General features: G+C 72.5%; 11 protein-coding genes. 8 read left to right on the forward strand and 3 right to left on the reverse strand.

Annotated elements, in window-relative coordinates; all coding sequences use genetic code 11:
* The first annotated feature begins 74 nt into the window (after nt 1–74).
* On the forward strand, nt 75–1,244 hold the full coding sequence (locus ABT171_RS13570; RefSeq protein ID WP_351243091.1) for a thiolase family protein: 1,170 nt from the start codon (nt 75–77) through the stop codon (nt 1,242–1,244).
* Between the two features lie 105 nt (nt 1,245–1,349).
* Here the strand turns inward: ABT171_RS13570 and ABT171_RS13575 are convergent, their stop codons facing one another.
* Nucleotides 1,350–2,117, reverse strand: a complete 768-nt coding sequence (locus ABT171_RS13575; RefSeq protein ID WP_351243093.1) for a TVP38/TMEM64 family protein — start codon at nt 2,115–2,117, stop codon at nt 1,350–1,352.
* A gap of 99 nt (nt 2,118–2,216) precedes the next feature.
* On the reverse strand, nt 2,217–3,368 hold the full coding sequence (locus ABT171_RS13580; protein ID WP_351243095.1) for a glutathione-independent formaldehyde dehydrogenase: 1,152 nt from the start codon (nt 3,366–3,368) through the stop codon (nt 2,217–2,219).
* Between the two features lie 128 nt (nt 3,369–3,496).
* Here ABT171_RS13580 and ABT171_RS13585 point away from each other — a divergent pair, with 128 nt between their 5' ends.
* The 5 genes from ABT171_RS13585 to ABT171_RS13605 all read left to right on the forward strand — a co-directional run bounded on the left by ABT171_RS13585 (nt 3,497) and on the right by ABT171_RS13605 (nt 8,865).
* Nucleotides 3,497–3,664, forward strand: a complete 168-nt coding sequence (locus ABT171_RS13585; RefSeq protein WP_351243590.1) for a hypothetical protein — start codon at nt 3,497–3,499, stop codon at nt 3,662–3,664.
* A 100-nt stretch (nt 3,665–3,764) separates the two neighbouring features.
* Nucleotides 3,765–4,949, forward strand: coding sequence for an elongation factor Tu (gene tuf / locus ABT171_RS13590; RefSeq protein WP_351243097.1), 1,185 nt, complete (start codon nt 3,765–3,767; stop codon nt 4,947–4,949).
* A gap of 32 nt (nt 4,950–4,981) precedes the next feature.
* Nucleotides 4,982–5,827 (forward strand): spermidine synthase, encoded by an 846-nt coding sequence (locus ABT171_RS13595; RefSeq protein WP_351243099.1) that lies wholly within the window; start codon nt 4,982–4,984, stop codon nt 5,825–5,827.
* Between the two features lie 77 nt (nt 5,828–5,904).
* Nucleotides 5,905–6,186, forward strand: a complete 282-nt coding sequence (locus tag ABT171_RS13600) for a hypothetical protein (RefSeq protein WP_351243101.1) — start codon at nt 5,905–5,907, stop codon at nt 6,184–6,186.
* A 111-nt stretch (nt 6,187–6,297) separates the two neighbouring features.
* Complete coding sequence (locus tag ABT171_RS13605; RefSeq protein WP_351243103.1) at nt 6,298–8,865, forward strand: discoidin domain-containing protein; 2,568 nt, start codon at nt 6,298–6,300, stop codon at nt 8,863–8,865.
* A 75-nt stretch (nt 8,866–8,940) separates the two neighbouring features.
* Here ABT171_RS13605 and ABT171_RS13610 read toward each other — a convergent pair whose 3' ends face one another.
* Entirely contained in the window at nt 8,941–9,957 is a 1,017-nt protein-coding gene (locus tag ABT171_RS13610; RefSeq protein WP_351243105.1) for a DUF8017 domain-containing protein, read from the reverse strand.
* Between the two features lie 92 nt (nt 9,958–10,049).
* Here ABT171_RS13610 and ABT171_RS13615 point away from each other — a divergent pair, with 92 nt between their 5' ends.
* Together ABT171_RS13615 and ABT171_RS13620 are read left to right on the forward strand one after the other, a co-directional pair.
* The gene (locus ABT171_RS13615) at nt 10,050–10,508 is read left to right on the forward strand and encodes a DUF4442 domain-containing protein (RefSeq protein ID WP_351243107.1); all 459 of its coding nucleotides are present in this window, start codon (nt 10,050–10,052) and stop codon (nt 10,506–10,508) included.
* 387 nt (nt 10,509–10,895) lie between these two features.
* The gene (locus ABT171_RS13620; protein ID WP_351243108.1) at nt 10,896–12,920 is read left to right on the forward strand and encodes an RICIN domain-containing protein; all 2,025 of its coding nucleotides are present in this window, start codon (nt 10,896–10,898) and stop codon (nt 12,918–12,920) included.
* The last annotated feature ends 246 nt before the right edge of the window (nt 12,921–13,166 follow it).

Genomic DNA, 13,166 nt, shown 5'->3' on the forward strand with positions numbered 1-13,166 from the left:
GGTTTGGATTTCCTACTCACTGGTAGCTGCCGTGGTCCGCCACGGGCAGCCAGGCGGCCAAGGAGGCCCCCGCCATGCGCGACGCAGTGATCGTCGAAGCCGTACGCACCCCCATCGGCAAGGGAAAGCCGAACGGCTCCCTCTCCCACGTCCACCCCGTCCAGCTGCTCGCCCACACCCTGCGCACCCTGGTCGAGCGCTCCGGCGTCGATCCGGCACTGATCGACGACGTCATCGGCGGCACCGTCGACCAGGTCGGCGAGCAGGCCATGAACACCAGCCGGTACGCCGTACTCGCCGCCGGCTTCCCGGAGACGGTCCCGGCGACCACGGTGGACCGCCAGTGCGGCTCCTCCCAGCAGGCCGTGCACTTCGCCGCGCAGGGCGTGATCTCGGGCGCGTACGACCTCGTGGTCGCCTGTGGCGTGGAATCGATGAGCCGGGTGCCGATGTGGTCCAACGTGCCCGCCGGCAAGGACCCCTTCGGCCCGGGTGTCGCCGAGCGCTACCCGGAGGGCCTGGTCCCGCAGGGCATCAGCGCCGAGCTGATCGCCGCCAAGTGGTCCCTCACGCGCGCGAGGATGGACGAGTTCGCGGTCTCCTCGCACCACAAGGCCGCCGCCGCGTGGCAGGCAGGTCTCTTCGACGCCGAGGTCGCGCCGCTGGACGGCGTCGCCCGCGACGAGTCCGTACGGCCCGGCAGTACTCCGGAGATCCTCGCCGGCCTGAAGCCCGCCTACTACGACCCCGGCTTCGCCGAGCGCTTCCCGCAGATCGAGTGGAACGTCACCCCGGGCAACGCCAGCCCCGTCAACGACGGCGCCTCCGCCGTGCTGATCACCTCCGGCGACATCGCGGCCCGCCTCGGCCTGCGCCCGCTCGCCCGCCTGCACAGCTTCGCCGTCACCGGTTCCGATCCGCTGCTGATGCTCACCGGCGTCATCCCGGCCACCGAGAAGGTGCTCCACCGGGCCGGACTGCGGCTGGACGACATCGACCTCTTCGAGGTCAACGAGGCGTTCTCCAGTGTGGTGCTGGCCTGGCAGCAGGAGACCGGCGCCGACCTGGCCAGGGTCAACGTGCACGGCGGCGCCATCGCCCTCGGCCACCCGCTCGGCGCCAGCGGCACCCGGCTGACCACCACCCTGGTCCACGCGATGCGCGAGCGCGGCGCCCGCTACGGGCTGCAGACCATGTGCGAGGCGGGCGGGCTGGCCAACGCGATGGTGCTCGAAGCGGTGTGAGCCGTGCCGCACCGGGGCGTCGGCCGGCTGCCGCGCCGTCCGGGCTCGTCGCGCCCGGACGGCGGAGCCGCATACCGGCACAGCCCCGCGCCCCTTCCAGGGCGCCTACCGTGAGCGCAGATGATGCCGCTTGCGCCAGGCCACCACAGCGCCCAACAGCGCCGGTACCGCGATGCCGGCCATCGCGATCAGGAAGGCGGGGGACGTCGGCGCCGAGGCGCGGGCGCCGGCCACCGCGTAGGCGGCGGTGTTCGGGACCGACCCGAGGGCCGTGGCGAGCAGGAACGGCCCCCAGCGCATCCGGGAGACGGCGGCGCAGTAGTTCGCCGCCCAGAACGGCGCGCCCGGGAACAGCCGGGCCACCAGCATGGACCGGAATCCGTGCCGGCTCAGCTGTCCGTCGACCGCCTTCAGCCAGCGGCCCCGCAGCAGCGGGCGCAGCGCGTCCTGTCCGAGCGCCCGGCCCAACCCGAAGGCCACGCCCGCCCCGAGCACGGTGCCGGCCAGCGCCGTCCACAGCCCCAGCTGCGAGCCGAACAGCGCGCCCGCCGCCAGGTTGAGCAAGGGCCTCGGTACGAACGCCACGGTGCACAGCCCGTACCCCCCGGCGAACACCACGGCCGCCGAGGTCCCGCCGAGCTGCTGCGGCCAGCCGTGTGTCAGCAGCCGTTGCGGATCGAAGGCCAGCACGCACGCGGCGGCACCGGCGAGCAGGGCGACCAGCAGCGACAGCCGGGCATAGGGATGGACCAGCGCCCGCCGGCAACGCCCGGTGAACCCGACGCGGGACGAGGGCGGCACGGGAACGGCGAGCTCCGTGGCGGCGACCCGGGGAGAGGCCGTGGCGGTGCCAGAGCGGTTGGCAGCGAGCATCCGGTGACATTAACCGAAGAGCGTGTGTGATCGCCGTCAAGAGCGTCGCATCGCGACGGGTCCGGGCGCCCAGGGCACCCGGACCCGTCGCTCGATGCCTCACGCGGCGAGCGCGTGACCGGGGTGGAGTACCACCTTGGTGTAGCCCTCGATCCGCTTGTCGAACTTCTCGTACGCCTGGGGCGCCTGGTCCAGCGGCAGCTCGTGGGAGACCACGAAACTGGGCTTGGCGCGCCCGGCGATGATCAGGTCGCGCAGCTGGCGGTTGTACCGCTTGACGTTGCACTGACCGGTGCCCATCTGCTGGCCCTTCTCGAACATCTTGCCGATGGAGACCAGCAGCTGGCCGTGCTTGGCGTGCTCGTCGGGACCGCCGGGGTCCGAGGGCACGTACAGACCCGGTACGCCGAGCATGCCCGTCGGCCGTACCGTCTGGACCAGCTCATTGAGGACGATGGCGGGTTCCTCGTGGCTGGCGTCGTGTGCCTGGGCCTGGTAGCCGACGGCGTCGACGCCCTTGTCGGTTCCCTCACCTCCGGTCTGTTCCTTGATCTGTTCCGCCGGGTCGCCCTTGGTGAAGTCGATGGGGATGGCTCCGATCTCCTCCGCCTTGGCGAGCCGCTCGGGCACCCGGTCGACCGAGAAGACCTTCGCCGCACCGCGCAGCAGCGCCGAGTAGGCGGCCATCAGGCCCACCGGTCCGGCGCCGTAGACGGCCACGCTCTCACCGGGGGAGACCTGGGCGAGTTCGCAGCCGTGGTAGCCGGTCGGGAAGATGTCGGCGAGCAGCACGAAATCCGTCTCGAACTCCTCGCCCGGCGGCAGCTTCAGGCAGTTGAAGTCGGCGTAGGGCACCCGGAGCAGCTCGGCCTGGCCGCCGATGAACGGGCCCATCGCCACATAGCCGTAGGCCCCGCCGGCGAACCCGGGGTTGACCGTCAGGCAGAAGCCGGTCCTTCCGGCGAGACAGTTCTTGCAGAATCCGCAGGCGACGTTGAAGGGCATCACGACACGGTCGCCCTCGGACAGGGAGGTCACGCCGCTGCCGACCTCCTCGATGATGCCGAGGTTCTCGTGTCCGAAGACGATGCCCGACTCGGCCGCCGTGCGGCCCTCGTACATGTGCAGGTCCGAGCCGCATATGGCGGTCGAGGTGACCCGTACGAGCACATCGTTGGGGTGCTGGATCCGAGGGTCCTGGACGTCCTTCACCGCCACACTGAAAGGCTCTTCGTAGACGACCGCTTTCACCTCTGTCACCTCCGCGTCGAGCGCTGGACGACGGCGGAGAGGAGGGGGCGGCCCACTTCACCGCCGGTACTTCCAGGGAACGCCCGCAGGGGAGGGGGTGCAACCCGCGTCGGGAGGTACGCCGGACCGTGGGGGGCGGCCCCGCGGCGGAAAACCATTCGACGCCGGACATGGCGTCGACGATGATCGACGGCATGTCCCGGTATGCCTTCCTCCTCGCAGCATCCGCCGTCGCGGATGCGCCGAAGGCTGCCGTCCCGATCCTCGCGGCCGCTGTCGACGGCGCCCGAAGCTGACCCTCTCCGGAACGTCCGGCGGACCCCGCAGGGGGAGGGTCGGCCCGTCCCCCGGGGTCCCGCGTTCCGTCACCACCAGCCAAGGCTTCGAGGTACAGCCATGTCCAAAACGGCCTATGTGCGCACCAAGCCGCACCTGAACATCGGCACCATGGGTCACGTCGACCACGGCAAGACCACCCTGACCGCCGCCATCACCAAGGTCCTCGCCGAGCGCGGCACCGGCGGCACCACCCACTATGTGCCGTTCGACCGTATCGACCGCGCCCCGGAGGAGGCCGCCCGCGGCATCACCATCAACATCGCGCACGTCGAGTACGAGACCGACACCCGGCACTACGCCCACGTGGACATGCCGGGCCATGCCGACTACGTCAAGAACATGGTCACCGGAGCCGCGCAGCTGGACGGGGCGATCCTCGTCGTCTCCGCGCTCGACGGGATCATGCCGCAGACCGCGGAACACGTGCTGCTCGCCCGGCAGGTGGGCGTCGACCACATCGTCGTCGCGCTCAACAAGGCCGACGGCACGGACGACGAGGAACTCGTCGACCTCGTCGAGCTGGAGGTCCGCGACCTGCTCACGACCCACGGCTACCCCGGTGACTCCCTTCCCGTCGTACGGGTCTCGGGTCTCAGGGCGCTGGAGGGCGACCCGCGCTGGACGGCGTCGGTGGAGGCGCTGCTCGACGCGGTGGACACCTACGTGCCCATGCCGGAGCGGTACCTGGACGCGCCGTTCCTGCTGCCGGTGGAGAACGTGCTCACCATCACCGGGCGGGGCACCGTCGTCACGGGCGCGGTGGAGCGCGGGACGCTCCGCCTGGGGGACCGGGTGTCCGTGCCGGGCACCGACGTGGAGACCGTGGTCACCGGTCTGGAGACCTTCGGCAGGCCGATGCAGGAGGCCCAGGCCGGGGACAACGTGGCGGTGCTGCTGCGGGGGGTGCCGCGGGACGCCGTGCGGCGCGGGCATGTCGTGGCGGCACCGGGCAGTGTGGTGCCGGCCCGGCGGTTCTCCGCACGGGTGTATCTGCTGTCGGGGCGCGAGGGGGGTCGTACGACGCCGGTCGCGAGCGGGTACCGGCCGCAGTTCTACATCCGTACGGCGGATGTGGTGGGGCAGGTCGACCTCGGGGAGGCGGGGGTCGCCCGGCCGGGGGAGACGGTGACCATGACCGTCGAGCTGGGGCGGGAGGTTCCGCTGGAGCCGGGGCTCGGGTTCGCCGTCCGGGAGGGCGGCCGGACCGTGGGCGCGGGAACGGTCGACTCCGTCGGCGCGTAGGGGCTCCTTCCCTTACCGGTGACAATGGGCACGTGAGTGAAGCCATCCCCGTCACCCGGACCACCGATCACGGCACCGCCAAGCTGATGCCCGACGTCGACCGGGCGCGCGCCTGGCTGCTGACGGTGGACGGGGCGCCGCAGTCGTACGTCGATCTCGACGACCCGGCGTATCTGGAGTTCGAGTACGCAAGGCGGCTCGGGCATGTGCTGGACACCGTCGCCGAGGCGGGGCGGGCGCTGGACGTGGTGCACCTCGGCGGGGGTGCGCTCACGCTGCCCAGGTACGCGGCGGCCACCCGGCCGGGCTCCCGGCAGGACGTCGTCGAGGCCGACCGGGGACTGCTGGAGCTGGTCGCCGAGCATCTGCCGCTGCCCCGGGGCTCGGGCATCGCGCTGCACGCGGCCGATGCCCGGGCCTGGCTGGAGACGGCCCCGGACGATCACGCCGATGTGCTGATCGCCGACGTGTTCGGCGGGTCCCGGGTGCCCGCGCACCTCACCACGCTCGCCTACGTCCGTGAGGCCGAGCGGGTGCTGCGGCCCGGCGGGGTCTATCTGGCCAATCTCGCCGACGCGGCGCCGTTCGCGTTCCTGCGCTCCCAACTCGCCAATCTCGCGGCCGTCTTCGAGGAGCTGGTCCTGATCGCCGAGCCCGCCGTGCTGCGCGGCCGGCGGTTCGGGAACGCGGTGCTCGTGGCGGCGCACCGGCCCCTCGACACCGCCGCCCTGGCCCGGCGTACCGCGGCGGACGCCTTCCCGGCCCGGGTCCAAGACGGCGCCGCCGTACGGGAGTTCATGGGCTCCGCGCGGCCGGTCGAGGACGCCGACGCCGTGCCGTCACCCGAGCCGCCGGACGGGGCGTTCGGCATCAGCTGACCCCGTCACCGAAACGGGCTCCCCCAGTCGGCCGCGCTCGGCGGGAAACCGGCCTTGAGGGCGTGCATGGTGACTCCATGAACACTCCACAGCCGAACCCGGCCCAGCATCCCCGCCTCGTCTCCCGCATTCCGCGAATATGCGCGGTGAGTGCCGTGAGCGCCCTCCTGGGCGTTGCCTGCCTGGCAGGCACGGCGAACGCCGCAGCGGCGGCACCCCCCACCCCGCACACCGCCGCACAGGCCACAGCCGCGACGGCGGTCCCGGCCAACGTCCACCACGCCCCCGCCCGTCCCGCCGGCGGCGACTACGGCGACGACGACGAGTGCGACGGACTCATCGTCCTCCTCTGCATCTGACGGATCCCAGCGGCAATTCGGACCGCGTCCCGCCCCGTCGAGGACACCAACGGGGCGGGACGCCCTACTTCTCCGTCTTGCGGCCCTTTTCTCACTGTTGGGAGAGGCGTCATGACAGGTGCGCCAGGCAGGCTGCGAGGGGTCACGAAACGGGCCGCCGGCCTCGTTCTCCTGGTCTGTGCGGCAGTGCTCCCCGGGCTGATACAGCCGGAGTCCGCCCTCGCGCATCGCGCGGCGCTCGTACGGGACACGGACCCGCACTCCGACGGGGACATGCCGATGCCCCCGGGGGGCCACGGCGAGGTCGTTCCCGAGGAGGCCATGCGGCCACCCGCTCCGACCCTGCCGCGAGAGGGGTGGACCGCCACCGCCGACAGCGAGGAGACACAGGAGGGCGACCAGCGTGCCCAGAACGCGCTGGACGGCGACCCCGCCACCCTGTGGCACACCGAGTGGTCCGGTGACGGGACCCCGCGGCCGCACACCATCACCATCGACATGCACCGCACCGCCGTCGTCTCCGGCATGGTCTACCAGCCGCGTCAGGACGGCAGCCCGAACGGCCGGATCGGCGAGTACGCCGTGTCCCTGAGCGGCGACGGCACGGTGTGGGGGAAGCCCGTGGCCACCGGAACGCTGGCCGACGACGCGACCACCAAGACGCTGCGCTTCGTCCCCGCCCGGACCCGCTATGTGCGGCTGACCGCCACCTCGGAGGCCGGCGGGCGCGGACCGTGGGCCTCGGCGGCCGAGATCAACCTGCTCGGGGACCCGGGCGGGCCCGCACCCGGTGCCGACCTGCCGCGCGACGGGTGGACCGCCACCGCCTCCAGCGAGGAGACCCAGGACGCCGACGACCGCGCCCGGAACGTGCTGGACGGCGACTCCGGCACGCTGTGGCACACCCGGTGGACCGGTACCGTCCCGCCGCTGCCGCACAGCATCACCATCGACATGCACCGCACCGCGGTCGTCTCGGGTCTCAGCTACGAACCGCGCACGGACGGCAGCCCCAACGGCCGGATAGGCCAGTACTCGGTCACCACCAGCCTGAACGGCACCGCTTTCGGGCAGCCGGTGGCGGCCGGGACCTGGCAGGACGACGACACCGTCAAGGGCGCCACCTTCAGCCAGCCCGTCAGTGCCCGCTACGTCCGGCTGACCGCCCTCACCGAGGCCGGCGGGCGCGGACCGTGGACCTCGGCGGCCGAGCTGCGCCTGAGCGGCCCGGCCGACCCCGCCGTACACGGCCGGTGGAGCTCCGTCATCGGCTTCCCGCTGGTGCCGGTGGCCACCGCCGTACTCCCGAACAACAAACTCCTGGCCTGGTCCGCCTACGCGCCCGACCGCTTCGGCGGCAGCAACGGCTACACCCAGACCGCCATCATGGACCTGGCCACCGGCAAGATCACTCAGCGCCGCGTGGACAACACCAAGCACGACATGTTCTGTCCCGGCGTCGCGCTCCTCGCCGACGGCCGCGTCCTGGTGACCGGCGGCAGCAACGCGGAGCGTGCCAGCATCTACGACCCCGGCACCGACAAGTGGACCTCCACCAGCGACATGAACATCGCGCGCGGCTACCAGGGCATGACCCTGCTCCCCAACGGCGACGCGTTCGTCATCGGCGGCTCCTGGTCGCAGGACAACGCCCCGGACAAGGGCGGCGAGGTCTGGTCGGCCGCGACCGGCACCTGGCGCAAGCTGCCCGGTGTACCGGTCACCCCCATCCTGACCGCCGATCCGGCGGGCCCCTACCGGGCGGACAACCACGCATGGCTGTACGCCATGGCCAAGGGCCGCGTCCTGCAGCTCGGCCCCAGCAAGCAGCTCAACTGGATATCCACCGACGGCGACGGCAGCATCACCCCGGCCGGCACCCGGGCCGACAGCGTCGACGCGATGAACGGCGACGCCGTCGCCTACGACGTGGGCAAGCTCCTGACCCTGGGCGGCGCCACGGCGTACGAGAACGCGACGGCCACCAACCGCGCCTACACCGTCGACGCGAACGGCGGCAACGGCAAGCCCGTCAGCGCCCGTACCGGCGACATGTCCTACGCCCGCTCCTTCGGCAACAGCGTCGTCCTGCCCGACGGCAAGGTCGCGGTGTTCGGCGGGCAGTCCTACGCCAAGCCGTTCAGCGACGGCCACTCCGCCCTGACCCCCGAGATCTGGGACCCCGCGACCGGCCGCTTCACGGCCCTGGCGTCCATGGCCGTCCCGCGCAACTACCACAGCGTCGCCAACCTGCTGCCCGACGGCCGGGTCTTCACCGGAGGCGGTGGCCTGTGCGGAGACTGCCAGACCAACCACGCCGACGGGGCGATCTTCACCCCGCCCGCCCTCCTCAACCCCGACGGCACCGAAAAGGCCCGGCCCCGCTTCGTCGGTGACATACCCGCCAAGGTCGCCCACGGGCAGCAGCTGAAGGTGACGACCGACGTGCCCGTCGACAGGTTCGCCCTGATCCGGGCCGGAGCCTCGACGCACTCCGTCGACAACGACCAGCGCCGCATACCGCTGACACCCCGTAAGACCGGAACCAGCACCTACGAACTGACCGTCCCGGCCGACTCCGGCGTGGCGCTCCCCGGCACCTACATGCTCTTCGCGCTCGACGCGCACGGCGTGCCCAGCAAAGCCGCGATCCTCACCGTCACCCCCGCCGGAAAGTGAGGGGTCCGGCCGCGCCGACGGCCGGTACGGCCGCGCTCGTCGGCGCGACCGTATCCACCGCTCCTCGTGCGTCCGCTACTCGTGCGTCGGATTTCCGTGCAGCCGGACCGTGCTGAGGATCTTCAGGACGGTCGCCCTGGAGACCTCGCCCTTCACGCCCGTGGCGCCGAAGAAGTCGAACGACACATAGTCGCTGGCCGCGTTCTTGAAGCCGAACGTGAGCGCCTGGCCGTCGGTCACGCACTTGCCCTTGCGCGGAGTGTGGTGCGACTGGGCCCACGCGTAACTGCCCTGGATGCCCGAGGCGGTCTTGAAGGGGGTGGCCTTCTTGTCCCACGAGAGGCTCTTCTTGTCCGGCATGGTGTAGGCGCCGTAGACCCACCAGGCCGGGGTGTTGATCGCGATCTCGTCCGTGTTCTTGGCGCCGCTGGCGCCCTTGGCGCCCACGGCGGCCAGCTGGGTGTCCTCGGTGCGGCCGTCCTTGTCGTCGTCGGACGTGCACCACTTGGGCTGGTACTCGGCGAGGCCCGACATGGTGATGCCCGTGTTGGCCTCGCCCTTCGGGAAGTCGAAGATGATCGCGGTCCCCGGCTTGTCGACCTGCCAGTCCGCGGGCACGTCGTAGGCGATGCCCCACTTGGAGTTCACCACGACCCGCCAGCCGGCGATGGTCGGCTTCTCGGTCTCCGTGCCGCGCGGGTCGTCGGTCGCGGACGAGCCGGCCGAGGGCTGTACGGCCGGCTTGCTCGGGTGCTGACCGCCCTTGCCGCCGGCCTCCTCGTGCTTGCCGCCGTTCGAGCCGAGGACCAGATAGCCGGTCACGCCGGCCGCGACCACGACCGCCGTGGCCGCGAGGATCGCGATGAGTCTGGTGCGCCCGCCGCCCTGCGGGGCCTGCGGGAGGGGTGCGGTGGGCGGCTGTTGCTGCCCCCACTGCGGCTGCTGACCGTACTGCCCGGCCTGCGGGTACTGCTGGTACCCGGGCTGCTGGTACGGGTTCGGCTGCTGGTACCCCGGCTGCTGGTACGGGTTGTGCTGCGGATTGTGCTGCGGGTTCGGCGCGCCCCCTGGCGGCTGCTGATCTGGCCACATGGCCAGTAACCCTAGTGCGGCCCCGGACACGATTCGGTCACTGGCCCACGCCAGGGTCGTAGCGAAGCCCTACTCATGAGTAACATAACGCCATGAGCGCAGACCAGATGTCCATCGGCGAGATGCTCGCCGCCACCGTGCCCATGGCCCGGACCCTGAACCTGGAGTTCCTGGAGACCACTCCGGACAAGGCCGTCGTGGCCCTGCCGGACCAGGGCGCCTACCACAACCACGTGGGCGGCCCGCACGCCGGTGCGATGTTCACGCTCGGGGAGTCGGCCAGCGGAGCCATCGTGCTGGCCGCGTTCGGGGACCAGCTCTCCCGGGCGGTGCCGCTCGCCGTGCGTGCCGACATCGCCTACAAGAAGCTGGCGATGGGCGCCGTCACCGCGACCGCGACGCTGGGCCGTCCGGCCGCCGACGTCGTCGCCGAACTGGACGCGGGACAGCGCCCCGAGTTCCCGGTGGCGATCGAGATCCGGCGCGCGGACGGCGCCGTCACGGGCGAGATGACCGTCCTGTGGACGCTGCGCCCCAACCAGCAGGGCTGACACGGCACTTGACGGCACTTGAAGAGGGGTCCCGGCGCGGGGCCCCTCTTCCTGTCCGCGGGGCCGGGACCGGCTCGACGGGGGGCCTGCGGGCGGGCATCTCCATCGGTGCGGCCTTGGCCGCGAGAACGCGCCCGGAGAAACGCGGGAACCGGCTGTGGAAGTGATACCGCCGGTAACCGCTGCGGATTTCGCTGACTTGATGCCGAGTCAATCGAACTTCTTGTTTCCGATGAGCCGCGTGTGCGAAGGTGAGCCTCCCCGCGGGAGGGCAAAGGCAGGCGTCGAGCGCCAAGGCCGGCCCTTTAGGTATGCACCAATTCAGCACTGCTTTCCGACAGGACGGCATTTCGCGTGCGGTCCTGCGGCTCGAAAGGACATGGTTCCGTGCAGTCCTCTCACCCCCCACGCCCGCCGTACCCGCCGCCGCCCGGTTCGACCGGGGAGTCGGACCGCGATCTCGCCGCCCTGCTCGGCGGCCCGCACCCCGCCCGCCATCACGCCGTCGCCCTGCTGCTGGCCCGCCACTGGCGGGCCGCCCGCGACTACGCCGTCGTCTGTCTGACCTCCGCCTGTCCCACGGCCCACCTCGTGGCCACCGCCGCCTTCCACGAGGTCCTCGGCCGCATGGCGGGCGGGGTGGCCGGCGGCGCCCTGCGCCCGCAACTGCTGGTCGCCGTCCGCGACATCGTCCGCGCATGGGCGGACGACGACGTGGCCTGTGCGACTCTGCCGGAATTGCGCAAACCCGCCGGCGGCCGCGGACTGCGCGCGACAAAGCCCGGAACGCCGGAAAGGCGGCACCTCGCGGAACGCGCTTTCCACGTCCTTCCCGGCGCCTCGCAATGCCTTCTGTGGCACACCGAGGTCGAAGCAGAACCGATAAACACACCGGCCGGTCTGCTGGGGATCGACCACACCACCGCGACGGCCGCCCTGGAGCAGGCACGCGAGCAATTCCGCGCCGGTTGCCTCCGCGCCCACCGGGAACTCGCGCCCTCCCGGGAATGCCGCTTCTACAACCGGCTCCTCGACGTCCCGATACGCCGTGGCGGCACCCTGCTGCCCGATGTGCGACAGCATCTGACGGCGTGCGCGTACTGCCGGCACGCCGCCGAAACCTTCGCGCTGATCGACGACGGTCTCGGGCTGCTGCTCGCCGAGACCGTCCTCGGCTGGGGAGCCCGCCGCTATCTCGACTCCCGCCCGGGGCGCGCCGCCGCCGAGGAGGTGCCGCCCGCACCGGCGCCCGCACCGGCGCGCGCACAGGGCGGAACGGGGAACGGCGGCAGGCACCGCGACGGCACCGGCACGCGCCACCGCACCGCCCTGGCCGTCGGCGTCGGGCTGGCCTCGCTCGCGCTGCTCGCCACCGTGCTCGCGGTCAGAAGCTGGTCCGATGACAACGGTGTCCCGGCACCCGGCGCCACGTGGGGCGCACCGGCCGGCCGCACCAGCCGCCCGGGCGGCACCGGAGCCCGGACCGGCACCTCCCCCTCGGCCGCCTCGGTCGGCGCAACCGCCGAGATCGCCCACGGCGGCCTGCGCGGCCTGGCCTCCGGCCACTGCCTCGACGTGCGCGGGAACGCCGTGGTGGCGGGCGCGGGTGTCGCGCTCGCGCCGTGCTCGTCCGCCGCCTCCCAGCAGTGGTCGTACCAGGACGACGGGTTGCTGCGCAGCGCCGCCGACCCGGGCCTGTGCCTGGCCGCCGACCCCGGGACCAAGAGCGTCGCGCTGGCCGGATGCGTCGTGCACGCCGGAGAGGTGGCGTACGACGTCACCGTGCGGGGCGAGATCCTGCTCCGCCGGCCCGCGGGCCTCGCGCTCTCCGCGGGCTCCGGCGGCACGTCCGCCCGCGTCGGGCTGGCCCCGCGCGACGGTTCGCCGGAGCAGCGCTGGGCGGTGGACCCCGGTCCGGACGGGCTGCGGCGGCCCGGCGCGGCGCCCGGTGCGCCCGACGGTCCCGGTGCACCCGGCGCGACGGGCGGTGCGGGCGCGCCCGGTGACCCGCGACCGGGGTACGCGAAGGGGGATGCCGGCGGGGCGCCGCACGCGGGCTCCTCGCGGGGCGGGCCGGAGCGCGACGGGCGAGGTCCCGGCCCTTCGCGAGACACCGGGCCGGGGAAGCCGGGGGAGGCGAACGAGACCCGGATCGCTCGGATCCGCGCCGACCGCGGCCCACGACGGCACCGGCCGGTGCCGTCCGGGGAGGCGATACACGCGGTCCACGAGTTCCTTCCGCCGGTCGCGGTGCGCGGGGCTCTGCCGCCGGCCGGGGTGCGTGAGGCCCTTCCGGCGGTGCCGAGGCAGCGCGTCCATCCGCCGGTCCCGGTCCCGGTGCCTCACGCCCTGCCGAGGATCGCCGGCCCGGTCGCCGCGGTACCCATGGCCGTGGGGACCCGGCACCGCTGACGCGCCGCGGGCCGACACCCCACGCCCGGCCGCGTTCGCGCCACGGCGCCGACAGCATGCGGAATTTACAGACTTCCAGCGAATGTCACGGTGCCCCGCGGACGGGTGAGTGCGCGGTGGAACAGGCGGGCACTTTGGCGGAGTTCATGGGGGTGTGGCGCGTGGATCCATGGGGTCCCGCGCCCGCACCCGTAAGGGGAATGGAGGCGTTTTTAAGGTTCTTGTGGGGAATTCATCCCGCTGGCC

The organism is Streptomyces sp. NPDC001851 (assembly GCF_040297165.1).
Taxonomy (GTDB): domain Bacteria; phylum Actinomycetota; class Actinomycetes; order Streptomycetales; family Streptomycetaceae; genus Streptomyces.

Coding starts and splice junctions, on each gene's coding strand:
- ABT171_RS13570 (WP_351243091.1), top strand. CDS start 75: ATGCGCGACGCAGTGATCGTCGAAGCCGTACGCACCCCCATCGGCAAG.
- ABT171_RS13575 (WP_351243093.1), bottom strand. CDS start 2,117: ATGCTCGCTGCCAACCGCTCTGGCACCGCCACGGCCTCTCCCCGGGTC.
- tuf (WP_351243097.1), top strand. CDS start 3,765: ATGTCCAAAACGGCCTATGTGCGCACCAAGCCGCACCTGAACATCGGC.
- ABT171_RS13600 (WP_351243101.1), top strand. CDS start 5,905: ATGAACACTCCACAGCCGAACCCGGCCCAGCATCCCCGCCTCGTCTCC.
- ABT171_RS13605 (WP_351243103.1), top strand. CDS start 6,298: ATGACAGGTGCGCCAGGCAGGCTGCGAGGGGTCACGAAACGGGCCGCC.
- ABT171_RS13610 (WP_351243105.1), bottom strand. CDS start 9,957: ATGTGGCCAGATCAGCAGCCGCCAGGGGGCGCGCCGAACCCGCAGCAC.
- ABT171_RS13615 (WP_351243107.1), top strand. CDS start 10,050: ATGAGCGCAGACCAGATGTCCATCGGCGAGATGCTCGCCGCCACCGTG.